The 26,160-nt window shown below is 39.2% G+C and carries 17 protein-coding genes; 9 read left to right on the plus strand and 8 right to left on the minus strand.

Annotation, left to right across the window (positions count from 1 at the left end; translation table 11 throughout):
- Window positions 1-100 precede the first annotated feature (100 nt).
- From QQK09_RS08475 to QQK09_RS08485, 3 genes are read right to left on the minus strand one after another with little or no spacing between them, the layout of a single operon-like run.
- Window positions 101-3,193: a multidrug efflux RND transporter permease subunit gene (locus tag QQK09_RS08475; RefSeq protein WP_284203692.1), complete on the minus strand. Its 3,093-nt coding sequence runs from the start codon at window positions 3,191-3,193 to the stop codon at window positions 101-103.
- 8 nt (window positions 3,194-3,201) lie between these two features.
- Complete coding sequence (locus QQK09_RS08480) at window positions 3,202-4,323, minus strand: efflux RND transporter periplasmic adaptor subunit (protein WP_284203693.1); 1,122 nt, start codon at window positions 4,321-4,323, stop codon at window positions 3,202-3,204.
- Between the two features lie 9 nt (window positions 4,324-4,332).
- Window positions 4,333-4,926, minus strand: a complete 594-nt coding sequence (locus QQK09_RS08485) for a TetR/AcrR family transcriptional regulator (protein ID WP_284203694.1) — start codon at window positions 4,924-4,926, stop codon at window positions 4,333-4,335.
- A gap of 161 nt (window positions 4,927-5,087) precedes the next feature.
- Between QQK09_RS08485 and galE the strand changes: the two genes are divergently transcribed.
- Window positions 5,088-6,104 carry a UDP-glucose 4-epimerase GalE gene (galE, locus tag QQK09_RS08490; RefSeq protein WP_284203695.1) on the plus strand — a complete coding sequence of 339 codons (1,017 nt, stop codon included), beginning with the start codon at window positions 5,088-5,090 and terminating at the stop codon, window positions 6,102-6,104.
- Between the two features lie 100 nt (window positions 6,105-6,204).
- On the opposite strand, the gene tusA is transcribed toward galE, so the two are convergent.
- Window positions 6,205-6,441, minus strand: a complete 237-nt coding sequence (gene tusA / locus QQK09_RS08495) for a sulfurtransferase TusA (protein ID WP_284203696.1) — start codon at window positions 6,439-6,441, stop codon at window positions 6,205-6,207.
- Window positions 6,442-6,554: 113 nt separating this feature from the next.
- On the opposite strand from tusA, the gene QQK09_RS08500 reads away from it, so the two are divergent.
- The gene (locus QQK09_RS08500; protein ID WP_284203697.1) at window positions 6,555-6,722 is read left to right on the plus strand and encodes a hypothetical protein; all 168 of its coding nucleotides are present in this window, start codon (window positions 6,555-6,557) and stop codon (window positions 6,720-6,722) included.
- Between the two features lie 82 nt (window positions 6,723-6,804).
- On the opposite strand, the gene ppc is transcribed toward QQK09_RS08500, so the two are convergent.
- The 3 genes from ppc to QQK09_RS08515 form a co-directional block, all read right to left on the minus strand.
- Window positions 6,805-9,438 (minus strand): phosphoenolpyruvate carboxylase, encoded by a 2,634-nt coding sequence (gene ppc / locus QQK09_RS08505; RefSeq protein ID WP_284203698.1) that lies wholly within the window; start codon window positions 9,436-9,438, stop codon window positions 6,805-6,807.
- A gap of 126 nt (window positions 9,439-9,564) precedes the next feature.
- A complete protein-coding gene (gene argE, locus QQK09_RS08510) occupies window positions 9,565-10,713 on the minus strand; it encodes an acetylornithine deacetylase (protein ID WP_284203699.1) in 1,149 nt (382 codons plus the stop codon).
- Between the two features lie 92 nt (window positions 10,714-10,805).
- On the minus strand, window positions 10,806-12,665 hold the full coding sequence (locus QQK09_RS08515) for a methyl-accepting chemotaxis protein (RefSeq protein ID WP_284203700.1): 1,860 nt from the start codon (window positions 12,663-12,665) through the stop codon (window positions 10,806-10,808).
- Window positions 12,666-13,112: 447 nt separating this feature from the next.
- Here QQK09_RS08515 and QQK09_RS08520 point away from each other — a divergent pair, with 447 nt between their 5' ends.
- From QQK09_RS08520 to argH, 7 genes are all read left to right on the plus strand, one after another.
- Complete coding sequence (locus tag QQK09_RS08520; protein ID WP_284203701.1) at window positions 13,113-18,107, plus strand: response regulator; 4,995 nt, start codon at window positions 13,113-13,115, stop codon at window positions 18,105-18,107.
- Window positions 18,108-18,116: 9 nt separating this feature from the next.
- The gene (locus QQK09_RS08525) at window positions 18,117-19,154 is read left to right on the plus strand and encodes an HD domain-containing phosphohydrolase (RefSeq protein WP_284203702.1); all 1,038 of its coding nucleotides are present in this window, start codon (window positions 18,117-18,119) and stop codon (window positions 19,152-19,154) included.
- Window positions 19,155-19,300: 146 nt separating this feature from the next.
- Window positions 19,301-20,311, plus strand: coding sequence for an N-acetyl-gamma-glutamyl-phosphate reductase (gene argC, locus QQK09_RS08530; protein WP_284203703.1), 1,011 nt, complete (start codon window positions 19,301-19,303; stop codon window positions 20,309-20,311).
- Window positions 20,312-20,337: 26 nt separating this feature from the next.
- The gene (gene argB, locus QQK09_RS08535; RefSeq protein WP_284203704.1) at window positions 20,338-21,111 is read left to right on the plus strand and encodes an acetylglutamate kinase; all 774 of its coding nucleotides are present in this window, start codon (window positions 20,338-20,340) and stop codon (window positions 21,109-21,111) included.
- Window positions 21,112-21,120: 9 nt separating this feature from the next.
- Window positions 21,121-22,026: an ornithine carbamoyltransferase gene (locus QQK09_RS08540; RefSeq protein WP_284203705.1), complete on the plus strand. Its 906-nt coding sequence runs from the start codon at window positions 21,121-21,123 to the stop codon at window positions 22,024-22,026.
- A gap of 63 nt (window positions 22,027-22,089) precedes the next feature.
- The gene (locus QQK09_RS08545) at window positions 22,090-23,295 is read left to right on the plus strand and encodes an argininosuccinate synthase (RefSeq protein WP_284203706.1); all 1,206 of its coding nucleotides are present in this window, start codon (window positions 22,090-22,092) and stop codon (window positions 23,293-23,295) included.
- Between the two features lie 132 nt (window positions 23,296-23,427).
- Window positions 23,428-25,302: an argininosuccinate lyase gene (gene argH / locus QQK09_RS08550; RefSeq protein ID WP_284203707.1), complete on the plus strand. Its 1,875-nt coding sequence runs from the start codon at window positions 23,428-23,430 to the stop codon at window positions 25,300-25,302.
- 86 nt (window positions 25,303-25,388) lie between these two features.
- Here argH and QQK09_RS08555 read toward each other — a convergent pair whose 3' ends face one another.
- Complete coding sequence (locus QQK09_RS08555; RefSeq protein WP_284203708.1) at window positions 25,389-25,931, minus strand: gamma carbonic anhydrase family protein; 543 nt, start codon at window positions 25,929-25,931, stop codon at window positions 25,389-25,391.
- Between the last annotated feature and the right edge of the window lie 229 nt (window positions 25,932-26,160).

Here is a 26,160-nt window from a genome sequence, read left to right on the forward strand (position 1 = left end):
GCCCATTTCACTGTGTGAAATGGGCCTTTTTAATAAGCGTTAAACTTTTAAATAAAAAAGATGCAGGCTACTGAATAGACCTACACCTCTTTAATACTACTTATTTTTGTTGTTCTACTTCATTTACTTTTAGTGCCAGTGTCTCATCAAACTCTTTAGTTTTTTCATGAGTACTTGCAACGAATGAGTATATAACCGGTAAAATGAACAGTGTAAATAGCGTACCAATCGATAGTCCGGCAACGATAACCACACCGATACCAAAACGACTCTCTGCACCTGCACCTGTCGCAAATAATAGTGGGATTAAGCCCGATACCATCGCAGCAGTGGTCATTAGGATTGGACGTAAACGAACCGTTGCAGCTTTTTTAACAGCGTCAATGCGATTTAAACCATTATGTAGCTGCTCCTCTTTAGCAACTTCTGCAATTAAGATACCGTGCTTAGTGATTAGACCAACCAAGGTTATCAAGCCTACCTGCGTGTAGATATTCATGGTTGCAGCACCCCATGCTAGGGCAACTAATGCACCACTAATCGCAAGGGGAACAGTCATCAGAATAACTAACGGATCACGGATACTTTCAAATTGACTCGCTAACACTAAGAAGATAATCAATACCGCTAATAGGAAGGTCATATATAACGCACTTCCTTCGGTAACGAACTGACGTGCCTCACCTAAGTAGTCATGACTGTAACCCTGTGGCAATTTAGTTGATGCCATCTCTTCAAAGAAGTTGATTGCATCTCCCATTGCAACACCCGGTGATAATACCGCACCAACGGTTGCGCTATTAAGCTGATTAAAGTGCGGCAGTGAACGTGGCTCTGCAACAACATTAATATTGATTAATTCACTCAGCGGTAACATATCGCCATTTTTTGCTTTCACAAAAAATGCACCTAACATGTCAGGTGATAAACGATACTTACGCTCAACCTGTGCAATTACCTCATAGCTACGGCCATCAAGGTCGATACGATTAAGGTAACCATCACTTAGTAACGTACCTAAAGTAACACCGATATCTTGCATCGTTACACCATAAGCACCTGCTTTATCACGGTCGATGCTGATGTTCATGGTTGCTGAGTCAAAGGCTAAATCTAACTCTGAATAAACAAAGTTGGGATTTGCTTGTGTTGCTGCTAATACATCACTAGCAATCTCCACTAAGCTCTCAAATGGATTAGAAGTCGTGATAACAAACTGCACCGGTAAACCACCTGATGAACCGGGTAATTCAGGCATTTGGAAAGCCGTTGTAGCAACTGATGCAACACCGTTAAAGTCACCCGCTAGGTTAGTAGATAACTGTTTCGGGTCAATATCACGTTGGCTCCATGGCTTCATGATTGCAATACCAAATGCTTGGTTAGCATTAGGTATACCCGACATCGCTAAGCTACTTTGCACTGAAGGTTGTTCTGAAATTTTATCTGTTATCTCCCTCATGCTATTTTCAATGTAATCCAAGTTAGCATTCGAAGGCGCTTTAGACATCATCATCAATGCGCCTTTATCCTCTGACGGAGCAAGCTCAGAAGGAATAAATTTGAACAAGTAAGGCAGTGAGGCAAATACCAATAGTGCGAATATGATAATCGCAGGTCGACGTGTCATCAGTATATCGAGTGTACGTGCATAGCTATTAGTAATGCTTGTTAATACATTGTCTACCGTGCGCTCAAAGCGGTTCGGCTGATGATTGCTTTTTAACATGATGCTACACATCATCGGTGACAATGTAAGCGCGACGATGCCCGATACAAATACGGCGCCGGCAAGTGTTAATGCAAATTCAGTAAACAGTGAACCAGTAATACCACCCATTAATGCAATGGGTGCGTAAACAGCGGCTAATGTAATCGTCATCGAGATAACTGGGACGGCTATTTCACGTGTACCAATAATGGCGGCTCGGAATGGTTCTTCACCGGCTTTAATATGTCGGTCAACGTTCTCTACTACAACAATCGCATCATCAACTACCAGGCCGATAGCGAGTACCATTGCCAGTAGTGTCATTAGATTGATAGTAAAACCAAATAGTTGCATCACTACTAATACACCAATCAACGACAGTGGAATGGTGATAATAGGAATGATAACTGCTCGCCATGAACCTAAGAATAGGATCATTACTACTAATACAATTAAACCTGCTTCTGCGATCGTTTTAACTACTTCTGAAATCGATTCTTCGATGGCGATGGTTGAGTCATATAGTACATTCATCTCGATTGAGCTTGGAATGTTCTTTTCTAACTCAGGCATCATCTCACGCACACCTGCTGTAATATCTAGCGGGTTAGCGGTTGGTGCAGCATCAATTGCAACAACGACAGCATCATTACCATTTGCCATTGCGCGGTATGTATCATGGCTTTTTTCTAATGAAACACGAGCAATATCTTGTAAACGAATCGTTTTACCATCGTCACGGGTTGCAATAATAAGATTTTCTAATTCAGCAGCGGTCGATACTTGTGTTTCAGTATTACCGTTAAAGAGGGTGTAATAACTATTCGCTTGGCCTGTTGCAGATTGAATATTATTAGCTTGTAAAATTTGCACTACATCGGCAGTGGTTAAATCAAAGCCTGCCATACGTTCAGGGTCTAGCCAGATACGCATTGCAAAAGCTGTACCGCCATACAAGTTAACTTTAGCGACACCATTGATACTGAACAGTTGTGGTTTTACAACACGCTCAAGGTAATCGGTGATTTGGCTTGAGTTTAACTGTTCACTAGCAAAAGAGATGTAGATAACTGAGGTACTTGCCCCAGTGCTCAAGTCTAGTGTTGGATCCTCTGCTTCACTCGGAAGCTGTGAGCGAACACTATTCACTTTGGCGAGAATATCTGCCACCGCACCGTTGGGGTCGGTATTAAGCTTCATATAAACAGTGATCACTGACGTCCCCATAAAGCTCTGCGAGGTCATGAAGTCGATATTATCAGCCTGTGCAATTGCTTGCTCAACGGGCTGCGTAATAAACCCTTGGATTAAGTCAGCATTTGCACCGTAATAACTTGTTGTAACAGTGATTACGGTATTGGTCATACTTGGGTACTCACGTACCTGCATTTTACTCAGTGCTTGAACACCTAATAATACAATCAGTAAGCTCAGTGATATTGCTAACACTGGGCGCTTTATAAAAATATCTGTAAATTTCATAATGAGCCCTAAAGCGCTGGAATTTCAGCGGGTTTATTAAGAATGTCTGATTCAATAAGACGTACATGCGCACCGTTACTCAAGCGAACTTGTCCACTCGTAACCACTGAATCACCCGCTTCAAGGCCTGATAACACATGGATTTCGCCATCTTTACTTTTACCTAGTTCAACAATTTTTTGGTTTACTTGTTTAAATGCATCACCTGCTTCATTTTTTTGATCTGAAATAACGTAAACCGTCTCACCATAGAGGGTGTAGTTGATTGCAGTTTCAGTCACTGTAATTTGATTTTCAAGTGTAGGTAAAATGATGTTCGCTTTTGCAAACATGCCAGAACGTAACATATGGTCTTGGTTAGGAATATCAGCTTGTACTTGAATAACACCACTTTGGAAGTTTACGGCTGGCTCAATCGCTGAAATAGTACCTTGGAAAGAGGTATCTGCTTGCGCATCAACAAAAATATTCAGATCTTGACCAATGAAGATTTTGTTAAGATCATTTTGTGGGATAGTGAAACGTATCTGCATGCGACTAATATCTTCTAAACGAACAATATCAGTGCCATCTTGTAGGTATTCACCCATAAATACGTTACGTAAACCGGCAATACCATCAAATGGAGCGCGAATAATACGACGACTAATCGTTGCCTCATAGGACTCTATTTGCCCTTGTAGTGCTAATAAGTCGGCTTCAGCACTGTCCACATCACCCTGCGAGACAGAGCCATTTTTAAACAGTGATAACATACGTTTATAGTTACGATCAACCGATGATAAACGGCCTTGAGAGGCTTTTAAATTCGCTTTTTCAACTTCTGAATCAAGGTAAACCAGTGCATCACCTTTTTTAAGCTGTTGTCCAGACTCAAAATCTATTTTAACAATTTTACCAGATACTTCATTGGTAATAGTCACACCTTGTTTAGGTTCAATAAAACCGATAACACGTAAATGTGGCGTCCAATCTTCCGTTTTAATCTCAATACTGGTGACTGGAAATTCTGGAATAGGGCGATTAGCCAAATATTCTTGTATTTTTTGTGCTTTGAACATATTAAATCCAATAACACTGCCAAAAACTAATATGGCGAGCAAAAGTGCTGAAGCGATCCATTTTTTCATTGTATAACCTTAATCATTAATTGTTGTTAAATTATGTTGTGGTGTTGCTTGAATAATCATCCATGAGGCATCACAAACCTGCGTCAGTAGTTGTTCTGTTATCTCTAATCGTTCTTGTAATACTTTTTTTGCTAAATTAATTGAGCTGTCAAAACTGAGTGCTGTTAATGCGGCTATTGGCCAATCATGAAAACGTTTTTCATCGATGCCTTTTTTGAAAAACTCAATAAAGGGTAAAAAAGCATCATCCTGTAAAAGATCCGTATTTCTTTGATTAATATGTGGCATGCAATACAGCATATCCATCACTGCTAAGCGCTGTGGATTTGCTCTCACTGCATCAAATACATTGCGCCACAGAATGTCATATTTTTGTTTTTCTGAATGCTGTTCAGACCATCCCTGAAAAGCAGTTTGCGCAGCTTCTTGAGTAATATGTTGATGCAATTCGGCCATTAACATCTCTTTATTGTCAAAGTAGCGGTAGATGGTACCTGCTGCAATGCCCGCTTTATCAGCTAATACTTTCATTGATAAACCATAAAAACCACGTTCGGCTAATAATTGTTCAGCTGCTGCTAATATGTTGTTACGTTTGCCCATTATTGACCCATTAGAATGAATGAACGTTCATTATCATTGTTTTTTAGTCTATTGCAATTAAAAATTAGACTTATCCCCTATAATGCAGTGCGATAAAGTTTACTTATCCTCTACTTTATTACGTGCTAAAGTTCATAAATTATTTACATAAAGGGTTTAACATGACAATTTTAGTTACCGGTGGAGCCGGATATATCGGTTCTCATACAGTTTTAGAGCTTTTAGCAACTAATCAAGAAATAATTGTAGTTGATAATCTTTGTAATTCATCAAAAGAGTCATTAAAACGAGTACAAAAAATAACTGGGAAAAGCTGTATCTTTTATGAAGGGGATATTTTAGATAAAGAATTTCTAGATAGTGTCTTTGCAAAACATACTATTGAGTCGGTTATTCATTTTGCAGGATTAAAGGCAGTCGGTGAGTCCGTTGCTAAGCCTGTCATGTACTATCAAAACAATGTGCAGGGCACATTAACCCTTTTAGATGCGATGGCAGATGCCGGCGTATTTAATTTAGTTTTCAGTTCATCAGCTACCGTTTATGGTGATCCTGCCAGTTTACCTATTCGTGAAAATTTCCCTGTTGGCGGAACAACCAACCCCTATGGTACATCGAAATTGATGGTCGAGATGGTATTACAGGATGTGGCGAAGTCAGATGCGCGTTGGTCATTTGCTATCCTGCGTTATTTTAACCCTGTTGGGGCACATATTTCTGGCTTGATTGGTGAAGATCCGAATGGTATCCCTAACAATTTACTGCCTTATATTGCTCAGGTTGCAGTTGGAAAATTAAAAGCGTTAGCGGTATTTGGTGATGATTACGATACGAAAGATGGTACTGGAGTACGTGATTATATCCATGTAGTGGACTTAGCGATTGGTCACTTAAAAGCATTAGATAAAATAGCGCAAACAACGGGTGTAAATATTTATAACTTGGGAACGGGTAATGGCTATTCTGTTTTAGAGATGCTGAAAGCTTTTGAAGTTGCGAGTAGTAAAAAGATTGCTTATAACCTATCACCGCGTCGTGAAGGTGATATCGCAGCTTGTTATGCGGCGCCTGAAAAAGCGTTAACTGAGTTGAATTGGCAAGCTGAGCGTGGTTTGGATGAAATGATGCAAGATACTTGGCGTTGGCAGTCAGCTAATCCGAATGGCTACGAAAAATAGAAAAGCTGCAATGTGATGTAAGCAATTACCTTAAACTTAAAAATCCACTTCGGTGGATTTTTTTACGAAAACACTCTCGTTACAAATATTTTTTGACAGTTTAACCGCCTTTTTTAATCAGGTATCGGTAAGGAATCTGCTCAATATTACTCTCTAATAGCGTGTGATCCATAAATCGACAAAAGCTTGGAATATCTCGGGTAGTCGCTGGATCATCTGCAATAACTTCTAATAATTCATTTTCTTGCATTTTTCTTACGGTTTTTCGAATCATCATTACAGGCTCTGGACAACGCAATCCGAGTGTATCAAGTGTTTTCATTTTATCGTTTGCCATTAAAATTGCCCTGTAATAAGTAAGCATTTTTTAATTCTAAAATGCTCTAAAGATGTTAATGAAATATTGCTAGTCTTAATTGTGTGATCTAAATCATATTCTAAGGTGGGGTTATGTTTCAAGTTAATCATCGAATTTATATTTATCTGGCGATTATTATTTCTACCGCTGTTATCCCTATTTTGCCCTTTGTGTACATACAATCAAGTGCTTGGCCTATGTCGATGTTGATGTCGTCAGTGGCATTGTGGATAGAGCTCAGTGAACGTCCTAGGGAGTAATTTATTAAAAGGGGTATTTGAGGAAGGCGTTTAATAATAATGAAAGTTCGCTCAACAGGTTTTCTGTTGAGCGAACGATTAACTAACCTGTATTACGAAGACCTGCCGCAATACCTGCAATAGTCACCATTAATGCCTGGTCAATTACTGGACAAATTTCATCACCATTATTACGTGAACGAGAAAGTAGTTCAGCTTGTAACATGTTAAGTGGATCTACGTATGGGTTACGCAGTGAAATAGACTCTTTAATCCAAGGCTGCTCTTGTAGCAGTTTATGATCAGGAATCGTTTCTAAAACAGTTTCACGTGTTAGTACTAAGTTGTCGCGTAAACGCTGACCTAGCGGCCATAACTCTTTTGGTACTAGACGTTCTTCATAGAACTTAGTGAGTTCTTCATCTGCTTTTAAGAATACCATTTCAAACATCTCTAAACGCGTATGGAAGAAAGGCCAGCTACGGTACATCTCTTGTAGAAGCTCTTTTTTACCTTCGTCTAATAATGTTTTTAATGACGTACCTGCGCCTAACCATGCAGGAAGCATTAAACGGTTTTGGCTCCATGCAAAAATCCATGGAATTGCACGTAGGCTTTCTACACCACCATTTGGTTTACGTTTCGCTGGGCGGCTACCTAATGCTAATTTTCCTAGCTCTAATTCAGGCGTTACACTGCGGAAGTAAGGAACAAAATCTTCCTCTTCACGAATGAAGTGACGGTATTCTTGGCATGATTGCTCAGAGAATTGATCCATCAGGTCGCGCCACTCTTGTTTTGGTGCCGGTGGTGGTAATAAATTTGCTTCTAAAATAGCTGCGGTATAAAGATTTAAACTTTGTACTGCTACTTTTGGTAGACCGAATTTAAAGCGGATCATCTCACCTTGTTCCGTTACACGCAAACCACCTTTTAGTGAACCTGGAGGTTGAGATAATAAAGCTTGGTGTGCTGGCGCACCACCACGACCAATTGTACCGCCACGTCCGTGGAACAAGACTAATTGAATGTCGTTCTCTTCACTCAGTTTAACCAATGCTTCTTGCGCTTGATATTGTGACCAGTTAGCTGCCATCACGCCGGCATCTTTTGCAGAATCAGAGTAACCAATCATCACATGTTGCTCACCGTTGATATAACCACGGTACCAATCAACAGCAAATAGACGCTCCATTACCTCTTTTGCATTGTTAAGATCATCTAGTGTTTCAAACAGAGGGGCAACCGGAATACGGAATGGGCAACCTACCTCTTTTAATATTAATTGCACAGCTAACACATCTGATGCTTGGCGTGCCATTGAGATAATGTAAATACCTAATGCTTCAGGATCGGTTTCAGCAACCACTTTACAGGTATCTAAGACTTCTTGAACCTCTGCTGTTGGTTTCCATGATGCAGGAATAAGCGGGCGTTTACTGTTTAGTTCTTGTAATAGGAAAGCTTGTTTATCAGCTTCGTTCCATGCGTTGTAATCACCAACACCTAGGTAACGTGTTAACTCTGATAACGTATCACCGTGACGCTCGCCATCTTGACGAATATCTAGTTTAACGAGGTTGATACCAAAACAGGCAACACGGCGCAGAATATCTAAAATAAGACCATTCGCAATTGAGTTCATGCCACACGCTTTTAGTGAGTTATAACAAAGCTCAAGTGGTGCTTTTAGTTGCTCAGTATGCTTGATGATATCGCGTGCATCACTTTTTTGACCTTGTAATACAGCGCTTAGCGACGTTAGTGTTTCTTTTAATTCACCACGTAATTTACGTAGAATAGCGCGGTAAGGTTCATCTACTTCACCTACGACGTCACGTAATTGCTGATCACAATTACCCATCGATAGCTCTTCTGTTAATTGTTTAATATCTTGAAGATATAAGCTAACAGCTACCCAGCGACTACTGAGTAAAACTTCTTTAGTAACCGTTGCTGTTACAAATGGATTACCATCTCGGTCTCCACCCATCCACGAAGTAAATTTAATCGGTGATGCATCAGTAGGTAGTGACATACCTAAACCGTTTTGTAGTTTTGCATCTAGGTCGCGTACATAAAGTGGTACTGCTTCCCAAAGGCTGTTTTCAATAACCGCAAAACCCCATTTTGCTTCATCAACAGGTGTTGGACGTTTTTTACGAATATCATTGGTGTGCCATCCTTGAGTAATAAGTTGCTCAAGACGGTTCAGTAGTTGATCGCGTTCTTTATCAGAAATATCAGAAAGTTCTAACAGGCTTAAGCAATCATTGATTGCTGTTTGCTTATGAATCAATGTACGACGTGCGATCTCAGTAGGATGTGCTGTTAATACCATATCCATTGAAAGTTCATTGATGACGGTTTGAATTTTTTCTTCAGAGGCTTCTGAATCCTTTAATTTTGCAATGAGTTCATCCATTGGATCAGGGCTACAAACACCACTATCACAATGGCGCGAAATACCATGGAACTGCTCGGCTATATTCGCTAGATTTAAAAAGTGAGTGAAGGCACGTGCAACGGGTAATAATTCATCGTCAGAAAGGTTAGCTAATACACTAATTAGTGTTTCCCCATCTTCTTTACTGCCTGCGCGAGAAGATTTGGAAAGTTGGCGGATCTCTTCGATTTTATCTAGGAATTCAGCACCTAAATGTTCACCAATACTTTTACCTAATAGCTGTCCTAATAAATTCACATTACCACGTAAATTTGCATATTCCTCAGTCATAAAACCCTCTCTCCTGTAATTAAATTACATTTTAAATCCATAATAATGCGACTAAATTACCATAAAAGTGGCAACAGTCAATCGTGCTCATTGAGCTGGTGTTCGTATTTTAACCTTAATTTGTAACTAAATTACACAATAGCGTTGAATTAGCTTATCTATTACTGCTTGTGTTGGTTTCACAAAAGAGAGATCTAGATACTCATTTGGTTGATGTGCCTGTGCAATATGGCCGGGACCTAATACGATAGTATCGCAACCTAGTTGTTCGATAAAGGGCGCTTCAGTGCAGTAGTTTGCACTTTGTGCTTGGTTGCCAGTGTATATTTCAGCTTGAGTTATCAAGTCAGAATGCTGTGGGCACTGGTAGGAAGGAATAGGCTCATGAAGATGGTAAACATCAACACAATTAGGGTAGCGTTTTTCAATCTCTTTTAGAGACTCTTTCACGGTAATAAAAAGCTCATTCGTGCTTATTCCCGGAATAGGGCGCATATCGATATGCAAATCACAGCAGCCACAAATTCGGTTTGCGCTATCGCCGCCGTTAATGGCACCGAAATTAAGGGTTGGGTAGGGTACTTCAAAGTGTTCATTATGATATTTGTCTTTGAATATTTGTTGTACTTTTTTTAACTCCCCAATAACGAGGTGCATCACCTCTATTGCATTTAGTCCTTTGTCAGGATCAGAACTGTGTCCACTGTGACCTGTAATGCGAATGCCTTCAGACATATGCCCTTTGTGCATAATGACTGGCACCATACCTGTCGGTTCTCCAATAATGGCATAGTCCGGTTTTATCGATTTCTGTTGTGCAATAGCTTGTGCGCCAGACATGGTAGTTTCTTCATCTGCAGTGGCTAAAATACGCAGGGGTTTATTGAGTTTAGTCAGATCTGTGCTCTTTAAAACTTCAATAACAAAAGCAAAGAAACCTTTCATATCAATGGTGCCTAAGCCATATAAACGATTATCTTTTTCTACCACTTTAAAGGGATCTGTTTTCCATCCTGCTTCATCGTACGGGACGGTATCAGTATGACCGGCTAATAATAGTCCGCCATCTCCACTACCATAACTAGCAATTAAATTATATTTTCCAGGTGCATCAGGCACTTCAGTTATATCGTTACTAAATCCTAACTCTTCAAGCCAGGATGCAAGTTGGTTGATCACTGCTAAGTTGCTTTGATCCCATGAGGCATCTGTGGAACTGATTGAGGGAATGGCAATGAGATCTTTATATAAATGTATAAATGTTGGCAGTGACATAGGTAATCCTTTAGTGGCAGTCGCTAGTCTTTAATTTAAACAAAAAAAAGCCTTAAGTAAAAACTTAAGGCTTTTAGTTGGCTGAAAAAAGCTTAAACCTTGAATTCGCTGACTGCAGAAATCAGTTTATTCGCCTGAGCCTCAAGTTCGACGCTCATATGATCGTTTTTCTGCGATCGCAGCCCTGAGTTTTCAGCTACATCTCTAATTGAAACTACATGACGGTTTACCTCTGATGCAACGGCACTTTGCTGTTGTATTGCTGTCGCAATCGCAGTATTCATATCCATAATAGAGACAATATCTTGATTAATTTTCGCTAGCATCTGTCCTGCTTGGTTAGCTTGAGTAACGCTCTGTTCGCCTTCTATACGACAATTGCTCATTAAAGAAACAATGCTGTTGGTTCGCCCCTGTAATGAATTAATAATATTTTCAATCTCTTTTGTCGACTCTTGGGTGCGACTTGCAAGTGTACGTACTTCATCGGCAACAACGGCAAAGCCTCGACCTTGTTCACCTGCTCTTGCTGCTTCAATTGCTGCATTCAGTGCGAGTAAGTTAGTTTGTTCAGCAATCGCTCGAATAACATCTAATACAGTGCCGATCGTTTTACTGTCTTCAGACAAAAGGTTAATCACGTCCTCTGACTCAATAAGTTTGTCGGATAACGTATTTATTTGTTGAATGGTCGCATCAACGTCATGTTTACCGGCGATTGCATTTTGATTGGTCTGCTCTGTTTTATCTGCTGCATCATTAGTATTGCTGGCTATCTCCTCTATCGTTGCCACCATCTCTGTTACGGCTGTCGCGACCATATCTGTTTTTTGGATTTGTGATTGTGCGTCTGAGTTAGCATGATGAATGTTTGTGGTTAAGTTAGTCACTGTATCTGTGACATTATTTGCAGATTGCTGGGTGGAGATAATCAACGCTTGGAAATTACTAATCATCGTATTAAATGCATCAGCCATCTCTGCTAACTCATCGCTGTTTTTAGTTTGAACAACGATGCTCAAGTCATTCGTTTCTGCAATCTGTATAATCGATTTTTTAATAAATGAGATACCCTTCATGATACTCCGACTCACTGCGGAGCCTATGATAATCGATAAGATTAATGCAATAGCAAAAAGCAGATAGGTGATATTACTAATTGACTCAATATAGTTATTGATAGCACTATTGGTGTTACTGACGACGATATTTTGTTGTTTGATAACCTGTGTTGAGCTCTCTAATAATGCGTTACGTAAACCGCTTTGTTCATCATAACCAAACACCTTTTGTTCTGCAGTGAGCGCAAGAAATGCTTGCTTATATTTCGGTAGTGAGAAATTTACCGCTGCTTGTTTGCTGATAGAAAGACTGCTGCTATCGACCCCTTTAATTAATTCATCATAAATGCGCTCAAATTTTCTAATATGTTTGCGATCAGAATCCATTAAAAAATCTTTTTCATAACGGCGAAGTTGCAGTGTTAAGCTGAGCATCTCAAAGTCTGATTTTCCAATGGAACGTTCTACCTGTTGAACTGCTTTTGTCAGTACACCGTATAAGCCATCTTTTGTCGTTAGACCAATACGTTTTTGAGAGGCGACTAACGTATTAAAATTGTGACGATAACTTTCTAATACAGAAGAGAGGTTGGAGACTTCATCGCTAGGAAAACCCATCTCAAGTAAATTACTTTTAACCATCATTAACTGTTTTTCAAGTTCGTTGTATTGCTTATTAAACGCTTCAACCTGAACGATTTTTTTGTGTGCAATAAACTCTTTTTCATCAATTCTAAGCTGTAAAATGATGGCTTCAATGGTGCCAATATTCTGTGCGAGTGCGATATCTTTTTTCAGTGATGAAAATGAAAAGTTTAACAGTAGTAGCATCGCGATCATGCTTACAATAGAGATGATCGTATTGGCTATTAATTTGTGTTTAATCAGCATCGTAATTTACCCAAATCCTTTTATATTTGATAGTTATAAGCTTTCCATTGCTCATGTGAAATATTTTTCTATCCTCAACTCTCTTAGTTAGTGCGTGTATTTACTCACTTAATAATAGCGAGTACGGTCGCTCATATTATGTTCATTCATGCTGAAGTTGCAATCAAGCTGGGGAAATGTGTGGCGGCAAACATCTTGCTTTCACTCATAAAAAAAGCAACGTTAATTTTTTTCATGATATTTATTGATAAAGTTAGTAATTCTCATTTTTTATTGCCCCATCGCTCACAACTGAATCTGCATTTAAGCTCAAATTGCAATTACACACACTAATAACTTGAACTGCTTCAAACTATTACAGTTAAGTATGCTGATATGATTTTTTCAAAGCTTGCTTAAGATGCTTTCGCTATAATTAAGCTACTTTCTCTTTGTGGTATGACCTCTTTGAAACAATTTATGTATGTAATGTTGTGGCTTATTTGTTTTTTTAGTTCTGTGTTGCAGGCAATAGAACTACCGAAGGAGTCTCTTAAGTGGGCCAATGAAAATCCTATCGCGACGGTTGCAATAGAAGACGACTTCCCCCCCTTTGATTATGTTGATGAAAATGGGGCCCCAACGGGCATTGGTCATTTAGTTAGAAATAAGCTGTCTGCAGTTTTACCCATTAATTTGCAGGTCACCTCTAAGGGGGCATTTGCACTTCAGATGGATAAGCTGCTTGGTAAAAAAGTTGATATGATCTCAATTTGTGCCGCGACAGACGGTCGACAAGGTGACATGCTATTCAGCAATCCTTTTGTCTCGTTAACGCCCATTATTGTTACTGACAATAAAAGTAACTACCAAGCGATCAAAGATATTCCCTTCAATGCCCGTATTGCCGTACCGATAGGTTATGCAACGATAGATGCTGCAGTACAGGTTTTTGGGAAGGGCAATATTATCGAAGTGGAAAATACTCTGATTGCTCTTGAAATGGTTAATTCAGGACGGGCAGAAGGGGCCGTTACCTACTTAGCGGCAAAAGAGTACTTGGTTGAAAAGTATGCATTCGATAATTTGCAAGCCTTATCAATGAGTGGTGTTAAGCCAATTCCGTTGGGGTTTTGCGTTGATAAAGATAAGCCACATTTAGTTGCGTTAATAAATACAGCCATTGATGAGATCGGACGCGACTACTTTAACCACATGCGTGCAGAATGGATGGCTTCATTAAGTAAGCCTGAGCCTCAAAAAATATACGAAAGCTTCTCGTTAGGAAAAACCATCACTTTTTCTATTCTAGCAATTATCTTACTGGTGCTATTAATGCATCGCTGTGTTGAGTGTTTTACAAAAATATTTGAAACACTGCGCTTTAAATTTTTATACTTTAGCGTCCTTATTTTAATCTTTGTTATTGTCTGTACAGGGTTAGAATATTACTTCGATAAATTTAAACATCGCATTGTTGAAGATCAAAAAGAGAGCTTTGAAATTTCTCAAGGAATAATTCAAAAATCACTTGATAATTGGTATTTACCTCGACTACAAGATCTTAAAGAAACGGTCATTTCCCCCTACTTTAAAACCACTGTTGGGCAATTTATTGATGCACATAAAAGTAATGAACAGGAACAGAAAAAACGTTTCGCGAATAAGTTGAAATTGTTTTTATTTGATCAGCCTAATCTCGTGGAAAAAAATCGTGAATATGAAATTATTTCTCCAAATGCACAGGTTTGGTTTAGCTCGAGAATACGTGCAGACAAAGAAAGTACGATAAAAAAACATTATCCAGCGCTGTTTGCTCGTGCTTTAACTGGGCAGTCGGTTTTTATTCCTGCTATTAATATCACAGGAACGGAGCTTCCTGTGGTATTTATTTTAGAGCCGATAATAGCAGATAATGGAGATGTTATTGCTCTGCTTTCAGCAAGTTTTAACGCGACAAATAGCTTTTCTGCACTTTTTAATAATATCAGGTTAGGTGAAACAGTTGAAAGTTATGGCGTTGATCAAGAGGGATATTTACTCTCTGAAAGTCGTTTTATCGGAGAGTTACATAAAGATGGCGCCTTACCTTTTGGGCAGTCCACAATCTTAACAATGAGCGTTGCTGATGTAGAAAATAATCCCGTTGCTTATGATGTTAAATTTAAAAGGTCAGGAAAAAATTTAACCGGTTATTCAGATTACATGGGGTCGACGGTTGTTGGACAATGGATCTGGCTTGATCAATTCGACTTCATGTTAGTCAGTGAAATTAATATTGAAGAGATGTATTTTGAATATAATGTGTTACGTAATATTTTATTTATCGCATTGGTACTCTCTGTTACGTTAATTACCATCATCTCTTTATTTATGATGATAATTGCACATCGTGCAAATCAGATAAGTCGCTCATCGCAAGAAAAACTTGAAGAGATGGTGAGCAATAGAACCCAAGCATTAAGAATGTCTCTGAAGACCAATAGCTTAATTGTTGATAGTGTTGCTGATGGCATATTAGGCTTAGATGAGCAGGGACAAATTGTCTTCTTTAATCAATCAGCTGAGCGCATTCTCGGTTACAAAGAAAATAATGTCTTATTAATGCCCTATCAAGACGTATTATATCGGTGTGTTGTAAATGCCCATCATCAGCTAGAACAACAGGCTCAAATTAAGCATTGTCTTGAGACAGAAGAAAATTTACTGATTGCTCAAGGATATTTCTGTCATGCTACGGGGTCTGATGTCCCCGTTTCCTTTAGTGTTTCTCTTGTCAGTGGACAGAACTCACCATTTAAAGCGATTATTACCTTTCAAGATATATCGCAGCGATTGTTAGAGTCTGAACGAACCAAAGAGATGCTCGCTTCATTACCGGTTGTTATTTATCTGATTAACAAGAGCCAAGAGATTGTCAGTACCAATGTTGCGGGAGAGAAAATACTCGGCTACTCAAAAGAGGAGTTAATTGGTAAGCCGTTAAGTTTCTTTGTACCTGTTGAAAGAAAGGAAGAGCACAACGAGAATATGAATCGCTTTTTTATGTCCCCTAAACCTGTGCACATAGGTAGTGATGGAAGAGTGACCGTACAAAAAAAATCGGGAGAAATTATCGAGGTTGAAGTTATCTTATCGCCGTTAAAATTGAATGGCGAAGAGATGATCATGCTTAGCGGTACGGATATCACTGAAGCTAATAGGGCAAAAAAACTATTACTTGATGCGAAGCAATTGGCGGATGATGCGAGCCGCTCCAAATCAGACTTTTTAGCTAATATGAGTCATGAAATACGTACACCCATGAATGCAATTATTGGCATGTCAATGCTTGCTCTACAAGGAAAACTTGCACTTAAAGAGCGTAATTATGTCAGTAAAGTACATACCGCGGCGACTAATTTGCTTGGCATTATTAATGATATTTTAGATTTTTCAAAAATAGAGTCAGGTAAATTAGAATTAGATAATCAACCATTTTCAATGGCTGAGTTATTAGATAATTTCTCAACCGTCGTGGGATTAAAAACACAGCAGAAAGGCGTAGACCTACTCTTTAACATCAAATATGACGTGCCACTGTTTTTTAATGCGGATCTGCTTCGTCTGAATCAAGTATTAATTAACCTTGGTAGTAATGCGATTAAGTTTACTGACCACGGAGAAATCATTCTTAACATCTCTATTGCAGAGACTGAGGGTGATCGTATAAAACTACTGTTTTCTGTTAAAGACAGTGGAATTGGTATTAAACCTGATCAACTGAAAACACTGTTCTTGGCATTCTCTCAAGCGGATGCTTCAACGACTCGTAAATATGGTGGTACTGGCTTAGGGCTTTCTATTAGCAAGCGCCTTGTTACTTTGATGGAAGGGGATATTTGGGCTGAAAGTACTGACGGGCAAGGCAGTGAGTTTTTCTTTACGACTTGGTTAAGAAGAGATAATGAGGCTAAATCAAAACAAATATTGTCAATCGCATATCAACGATTAGCTGGAAAACGCCTTTTAATCGTCGATGATAGCGTAACAACACTGAACATCTTAACCGAAGTGGTGGAGGGTTTTGGCTGTGAGGTATTAAGCGCTGTTTCAGCTGAGCAGGCATTACTGCTAACAGGTATAAAATCTCACTTTGATTTCGCTTTAATAGATTGGCACATGCATGATATGAATGGTTTACAGCTTTGTGAGCGATTACAAAAAATGCCTGACGTATCGATAGATCACTATATTTTAATCTCTGCTTATGAAAAAGAGTTGATACAAGAGAGTAGTTATCACGATCATGTCGATAGCCTATTAAGTAAACCTATTACGCCGCAACGGTTACAGCAGGCATTACAATCCTCTTTAGGCTACCCGCCTGAATCTGATATTAGCCTTCAGAAAACGATGAATTCCCCACATCGCAAATTAACCGGCGCTCATCTTTTATTAGTTGAAGATAATGAGCTTAATCAAGAGTTAGCGACAGTGCTTTTAGAGGCAGAAGGAGCCATTCTTAGCCATGCCGCCAACGGTGAAATTGCGGTCAATATGGTACGAAAAAACAGATATGATGGCATCTTAATGGATATTCAAATGCCTGTCATGGACGGTTACCAAGCAACTAAATTAATTCGCGAATTTAATCCACGCATTCCGATTTTAGCGATGACGGCTGGTGCAATGGTCGGAGAGAAAGATAAAGTAGTGGCGGCTGGTATGGATGATTACATTAGTAAACCGATTGATGTGGCAACCATGTTTTCTGTAATCACTAAATGGGTTAAGGTTAATCACGATATAGTCAAAGTAGAAAGTAAGGTTAAAGGAGCTGTGATCGCGCAGCCTGATAATTTATATAGAAGCTTTTCTTTAATTAATCAACATGCAGGGTTAGCTGTTTGTAACGAAAATGAAGCCCTATATATTAAAATTCTGACTAAATTCGAATTATTAAATCGTAGTTTTTCTGATAACTTCAATCAATATTTGCAACAAGAGTTGTGGCAAGAGTTGACGCGTTTAGTACACTCCTTAAAAGGAGAGGCGGGTAATATTGGCGCACAATCACTTGGGTATTTATTAAATGAACTTGAACTAGCTTGTATTCACCCTGAACACCGAGGGAATATTCAGTTGTTATTTGATAAAGCAATGGGTGAGTTTTTTATTGTTAATACAGAAATACGGGCAATGCTTGACGTATTGGCTGAACAGTCGAAAATGGTTGTTCAAAAAACAGTGCAAAGTGAGTTGTTAACGGAATCTGAATTAATTTCTAAGTTAGATGATTTACAACATTTAATTGATGGGTTCGATACCAGTGCGCAATTGCTTGCTGTTGATTTAGTCGAAAATATTACCAACGAAGCATTTAAGGGACAGTTGCAACACCTTATCGTGCATCTTGAAAGCTTTGATTTTGATAGTGCTAATCAAATTCTTTCTCAAATTAAAACCGATTGCATAAAATAGGAGTTATGGATGACTGTGGTAGAGGAAGCGAACAACAAAAAAAGTGTGCTTGTAGTAGATGATAACCCTGAAAACATTCATGTATTGAACGGTATATTGAGCCCTTATTATAAGGTTAAAGCGGCAATTAACGGTAAAATCGCCATTAAGCTCGCTTGCGAACAAGAGAAACCCGATATTATTCTGCTTGATATTATGATGGCAGACCTTGATGGTTTTGCAGTATGCCAGTATTTAAAAAAGTTACCCGATACGGCAGAGATTCCTATTATCTTTGTAAGTGCAAAAACAGAAGTCGCAGATGAGACAAAAGGCTTTGATTTAGGCGCGGTTGATTATATTACCAAGCCGGTTAGCCCACCTATTGTGTTAGCGAGAGTCAGTGCGCATTTAAAACTTGCCGATCAAAAATTGCATTTGATGAGTTTGGTAAAGGAAAGAACCGCTGATTTAGAAAAAACACGTATCGAAATAGTTGAAAGTTTAGGTCGTGCGGCTGAATTTAAAGATAATGAAACAGGCATGCATGTTGTGCGCATGAGTTGGTATTCCTACTACCTCGCTCAACGTTGTACTGGTAATGAAAATTGGTCAGAATTACTTCGCAATGCTGCTCGAATGCATGATATTGGTAAAATAGGTATTCCTGATGAGGTGTTATTAAAGCCTGGTAAGTTAGATGCCGATGAATGGGCCATTATGCAGAAGCATGTCGAGTATGGTGTTGAGATATTAGGGAAGCAAGAAACAGATTTATTAGTCCTTGCAGTAGAGGTAGCAAAATATCATCATGAAAAATGGGATGGCAGTGGTTACCCGAATGGGATAAGTGGTGAAGAGATTCCATTAAGTGCGCGTATTGTTGCTATTGCAGATGTTTTTGATGCGTTAACCTCTGACCGACCTTATAAGAAAGCGTGGTCAGTGGAAAAGGCGGTAGCCTTGATTGAGTCTGAAGCGGGTAAACATTTTGACCCAGAATTAGTACCTGAATTTAAAGCGTGTTTAGCTAAAATCCTCATGATTAAAGATAAAAATACAGGTTAATTTAAATGTAAATATTTATTCATGTTTATTGCATAAATAGTCAAATAAAATTACAATATCTTTTTCTGAAGGCATTTTCATATTTACGGTATATTTCCCTAAATAGCGCCTTAAAATTTTAACTATTTCTAAACAGGACTTTATTTATGTTAAAAGCGATCGTAGTCGGTGCAAGTGGTTACACGGGTGCTGAATTAGCCCACTTCCTGACGCGTCACCCAGAGATTGAACTAGCTGGATTATACGTTTCTGAAGGTAGCTTAGATAAAGGAAAAAAATTATCTGAGCTATACGGTAATTTAGTCAATGTAGTTGACCTGCCATTACAACCTCTTGGTAATCATGACATTAAAAGTGTGTGTGAAGGAATTGATATTGTCATTTTAGCGACAGCACATGAAGTAAGTCACAATTTAGCCCCTCTATTTTTAGCGCAAGACACTGTTGTATTTGATCTTTCAGGCGCTTTCCGTGTTCAATCTGCTGGTTTCTACGATAAATTCTATGGTTTTACTCATCAATTTCCAGAGTTATTAGATAAAGCGGTTTACGGTTTGGCTGAGTGGAATGATCAAGCGGTCAAAAATACCGATCTGATTGCAGTACCGGGTTGTTACACAACAGCTTCTTTAACCGCATTAAAGCCGTTGGCGGAAGCAGGTTTAATTAAACAGGGCTGTAAGCCAACAATTAACGCAACGAGTGGTGTGAGCGGTGCAGGACGTAAAGCAAACGTAGCAAGTAGTTTCTGTGAAGTAAGTTTACAACCATATGGGGTATTTACACATCGTCATAAGCCTGAAATCGATCAACATTTAGGATTACCTGTTGTATTCACTCCGCATTTAGGCAGTTTTAAACGTGGTATTTTAGCGAGCATTAATGTTGTGCTTAAAGATGGCGTGACTAGTCAGCAAGTTAATCAAGCTTACCAAGATGCTTATGCAGACAAACCTATTGTGCGTCTAATGGAAGGCACTTATCCTGCCCTTAAAAATGTGGTCGGTACGCCTTATTGTGATTTAGGTTGGGCGATTGAAGGTGAAGACTTGGTGGTATTCAGCGCTATTGATAACCTACTCAAAGGTGCTTCTTCACAGGCGATACAATGTATTAACTTACGTTTTGGTTTTGATATCACCACTTCACTTTTATAGTCACTTTTATAAAGAGCCAGATTACAATGAAACAACCTTTATTAATTAAATTAGGTGGCGCGGTGCTTGAGAATGAACAAGCACTGAGTAATCTATTTACAGCATTAACAACTTATTTAGAAACAGAGCAACGACCACTGCTGTTAGTTCATGGCGGCGGTGTGATTGTTGAAGATGTGCTAAATAAGATGAACATTACAAGTGCTAAGAAAGATGGCCTGCGTATTACGCCTTTTGATCAAATTGGTTATGTCGCAGGTGCATTAGCGGGCACATCAAACAAGTTATTGATGGCGAAAGCGTTGCAAGCAGGGCTTTCAGCCGTTGGCTTATCATTAGCGGATGGCTTTAGCTGTAAAGTAACGCAGATGGATCCGGAATTGGGTGCAGTAGGTATTAGCTCTGCGAATAACCCTGATTTGATCAACCATTTATTAGCAGGTGGCTTCTTACCTGTTATCTCATCTATTGCAATTGGTGATGATGCGCGATTGTATAATGTTAATGCAGATCAAGCTGCGATTACTATCTGTGAACTATTAAATGCGGAGTTAGTTTTCTTGTCAGATGTTGATGGTGTTTGGGATGCACAAAAACAAGTAATTCCCGAGTTAAACACCCAATTAGCTGATACACTGATCGCTCAAAATGTGATACAAGATGGAATGGCAGTAAAAGTAAAAGCTGCACTGCAAGCCGCTGAACAACTTGGACATGTTATGTTAGCAAGTTGGAAAAACCCAGAAAATTTAGTGTCACTACTTGCCGGTCAAGCAGTGGGTACAAAAGTAATTAAATAGGTAACTACCATGGAAGATTTATTAACTGGTTTTGAAATGACTCAGCAACAAGCATTAGACTTGATTGCACTGGGTAAAGACTTAAAAGCAAACCCTGCAAAATATGCGCAAGCATTAGCCGGTAAAAGTGTTGTTACACTATTTGAAAAACAATCATTACGTACCCGTGTGACCTTTGATATTGGTGTGAATAAGTTAGGCGGTCACGCTGTTTATTTAGATCAAGCTAATGGCGCGATGGGCAGCCGTGAAGACGTGAAAGACTTTGCTGCTAATATTTCACGTTGGGCTGATTGCATTGTTGCACGTGTTTACGATCATAAAACCTTGGTTGAAATGCAGCAGTATTCTTCAGTGCCGGTTATTAACTCACTTTGTGATTTATACCATCCTTGCCAAGGTATGGCTGACTTCTTAACTATCTCACAAAACTACGATGACCTGACAAAAGTAAAATTGGCTTATGTGGGGGATGGTAATAACGTTACTCACTCGCTATTTATTGCTGGCGCTATTTTAGGGGCAACAGTAACCGCTGTATGCCCAATCGGTCATAGCCCTGATGCACAAATCATTAAACAAGCACAAGACATCGCAGAAAAAACCGGTGCAACAATTAATGTAACCAATAGCATTGAAGATATTAAAGGTTACGATGTTGTTTACGGTGATACTTGGTTATCAATGGGTGATGATACGCCACTTGAGCAGATCAAAGCTAAATTTATGCCTTACCAAATTAACCAAGCATTGTTAGATTCAACGGGTATTAAACATATTTTACATTGCCAACCAGCACATCGTGGATTAGATATCACTTCAGAAGTAATGGATGGTCCTGCTTCATTGATTTTTGATCAAGCAGAAAATAGAATGCATATACAAAACGCAATTATGTTGACGTTAGTAAACTAATAATACCAATTACATTTATCTTGTAAGTGTGATGAGTATAAATATTGATAAAGGATAGAATCAATGAGTAAAGTAAAAAAGGTTGTTCTCGCTTATTCTGGTGGTTTAGATACATCGGCTATCATTCCATGGTTAAAAGAGACTTACGATAACTGTGAAATCGTTGCTTTTTGTGCTGATGTTGGCCAAGGCGAGGAAGAACTAATTGGTTTACACGAAAAAGCGATCGCATCGGGTGCTTCAGAATGTCACATTGTTGACCTGAAAGAAGAGTTTGTTAAAGATTACATCTACCCAACAATTGCTTCAGGCGCTGTTTACGAAGGGACTTATTTACTAGGTACGTCAATGGCACGTCCTATTATTGCAAAAGCACAAGTTGAAGTTGCATTAAAAACGGGTGCTGATGCTGTATGTCACGGTTGTACTGGTAAAGGTAATGACCAAATCCGTTTTGAAAGCTGTTTTGCAGCCCTTGCTCCAGAATTGCGTGTTATTGCGCCTTGGCGTGAGTGGGACATGGTTTCTCGTGAAGACCTTCTTGATTACCTTGCTGAGCGTAATATCGAATCAGCTGCTTCTGCCACTAAAATCTATAGCCGTGATGCGAATGCATGGCACATATCTCATGAAGGTGGCGAGTTAGAAGACCCGTACAACGAGCCAAGCAAAGGTGTTTGGACATTAACGGTTGATCCGTTAGATGCACCAAATGAACCAGAATACGTAACATTGAAAGTTGAAAATGCACGTGTAACAGCAGTTGATGGTGTTGAACTATCTCCATATGCAGCACTGATGTTATTAAATGAAAAAGCGGCGGCACATGGTGTTGGTCGTGTTGATATTACTGAAAACCGTACAGTCGGAATGAAGTCTCGTGGTTGTTACGAAACTCCGGGTGGTACTGTTATGGTGACTGCACTACGTGGTATCGATGAATTAGTACATGATAAACCTTCACGTCGCTGGCGTGATCAAGTGGGCCAAGAATTTGCTCACTTAGTTTATGACGGTCGTTGGTTTACACCTTTATGTGCTTCTTTACTTGCTGCTTCTGAATCACTAGCTGCAGACTCAAACGGTGAAGTAGTTGTTCGTCTATATAAAGGCCAAGCAACCGCAGTTAAGAAAAGATCACCAAACAGCCTTTACTCTGAAGAGTTCGCTACCTTTGGTGATGACAATGTTTATGACCAAAAACATGCTGAAGGTTTCATCCGTCTTTACTCTTTATCAAGCCGTATCCGTACCTTGAACAAAAAGTAATAATGAAACTGTAAATAGTTAATTCCTGCTTCGTTTCGACGCTGCAGGAATTTCTATTTTTATAAACTCTTAAGGAACTGAGAGCTTATAAAAATAGGATTGATCAATCATAAAATGTAATGGAGTTATAGAATGGCATTATGGGGCGGACGTTTCAGCCAAGCGGCAGACGTAAAATTTAAATTATTCAATGACTCATTACGGTTTGATTACCGCTTAGCGGAGCAGGATATTATTGGTTCAATTGCTTGGTCGAAAGCATTATTGAGCGTTAATATCTTAACGGTTGAAGAGCAAGTTCGTTTAGAAAAAGCATTAAGTGAATTATTGGTTTCAGTACAAGCAAACCCAGAGCAAGTATTACAATCTGATGCTGAAGATATTCATTCATGGGTTGAAACGCAATTAATCAATCGTGTTGGTGATTTAGGTAAAAAATTACATACAGGTCGTAGCCGTAATGACCAAGTCGCAACTGACCTGAAGCTATGGTGTAAGAAAACAGCACAAGAGCTAATTGTACATTTAGATAGCCTTGAAGCTAAGTTGATTGAACTGGCACGTATTCACCAAGCTGTAGTTTTACCAGGTTATACCCATCTTCAGCGTGCGCAACCTGTTACCTTTTCCCATTGGTGTTTAGCATACCTTGAAATGTTAGAACGAGATCATAGTCGTCTTGAAGGTTGTTTAGAACGCATGGATACTTGCCCGCTAGGCAGTGGGGCACTTGCGGGTACGGGATACCCAATGGACAGAACCGCTTTAGCACATTCTTTAGGTTTTAAACGTGCAACACGCAATAGTTTAGATTCAGTTTCAGACCGAGACCATGTTGTAGAGCTAATGAGTTGTGCAACACTTTCAATGGTGCATTTATCACGTATGGCGGAAGATCTTATCTTCTATAATAGTGGTGAGTCAGGCTTTATCGAAATGTCGGATCAAGTAACTTCTGGTTCATCATTAATGCCACAAAAGAAAAACCCTGATGCAATGGAGCTTATCCGTGGTAAATCAGGTCGAGTATTTGGTTCATTAGCAGGTATGTTAATGACGCTTAAAGCATTGCCACTTGCTTACAACAAAGATATGCAAGAAGACAAAGAAGGTTTATTTGACGCATTAGATACTTGGGGCGATTGTCTTGAAATGGCTGCAATGGCATTAACAGATCTTAAAGTTAATGAAGAGCGTACTAAAGAAGCTGCTCAAGGTGGTTATTCCAATGCGACGGAACTTGCTGACTACTTAGTTGCAAAAGGAATTCCATTCCGTGAAGCACACCATATTGTAGGCGTGGCTGTTGTTGCAGCGATTGAAAAAGGTGTACCGCTAGAAGAGTTAACGGTTGCTGAATTCAAAGAATTCTCTGACGTTATTGAAGATGATGTATATCCAACACTAACCTTGGAAGCAACCCTTGCTGCGCGTAAAGCACAAGGCGGTGTATCACCTGAGCAAATCGAATATGCATTAAAAGAAGCCGAGCAACGTCTTGCAGATCGAGATACTTCAGGGCTAATTATTCGTACGGCAAGAATAACCGATTTAGAACGTGTCGAATCGATGGTTAATCACTGGGCTCAAAAAGGTGAGAACCTGCCTAGAGATAAATCTGACCTTGCGCAATCTGTTGGAGAGTTTGCTGTTACTGAGGTTGAAGGGAGCGTGACGGGTTGTGGTTCTTTATACATTTACGATACAGGTCTTGCTGAGATTCGTTCGTTAGGTGTTGAACCTGGTTTTGAGCGTCGTGGTCAAGGAAGTGCATTAGTTGAGTTACTCGTTAAACGCGCTGAGAAACTAGCGATTAAACGTGTATTTGTATTAACGCGTATGCCTGAGTTCTTTATGAAGTTAGGCTTTAGTCCTACAAGTAAAAGCACCATGCCTGAAAAAGTAATGAAGGACTGTGCGGGTTGTATTCGTCAGCATGCCTGTGATGAAGTTGCTTTAGAGTTCAAAATTAAAAGCAGTACATTAATACATAAAGAAGCCATTTAGTGTTGAATAAAAACTAGCTTCTATTATTTAAGTAATTAAAAACGCCAATCTCATTAGATTGGCGTTTTTGTTTGCGGTGTTCAACTCTATTTACTTTCTTCTATATATTCATTCTTCAAATTAACGTAATGCGCTGCAGAGCGTTTTAAGAAAGCAAACTCTTTTTCAGTTAATGGGCGCGCAGCTTTGGCTGGCGAACCAACATATAAGAAGCCAGATGCTAATATTTTATTTGGCGGCACTAATGCACCTGCCGCTAAAATGACATCATCTTCAATTTTTGCATTGTCTAATACGATAGCGCCCATACCAATTAAAACACGATCACCTATTTCGCAGGCATGCAACATCGCTTTATGACCAACTGTAACATCTTCACCTATATGTAAAGAGTAACCATCCACACTTGCTTCGCCTTTACGTGCAACATGCAAAACAGAACCATCTTGAATATTGGTGCGTTTACCCACTTTTATATTATTTACATCACCGCGTAAAACACACATAGGCCAAATACTGACATCATCAGCTAATTCAACATCGCCTATAACGGTAGAAAAAGGATCAATATAAACATTATTAGCTATTTTAGGTGACATACCTTTATAAGCACGCAAGACAGGAAACATAATAAACCTCATTTAATAGGATCAAAATGTAACTATACGATACAAAAGTGTGTGTAACAAAGCTAAATCTGTGGATAACTTGTGGCTAAAATAGGTATAAAAACTAATTGCAAAAATAACCCTTTTTTTAATAGAAAAGGCTTGCCAATGTTCTTTCAATCCCTATAATACGCCGCACAGACAAGGACTGAGGCGCAAGCCACTAACCTAGTCGGAACCAACAAACTCC

Origin of the sequence: Psychromonas marina (assembly GCF_030161115.1) — a bacterium.
In the GTDB taxonomy this organism is placed as follows: Bacteria; Pseudomonadota; Gammaproteobacteria; order Enterobacterales; family Psychromonadaceae; genus Psychromonas; species Psychromonas marina.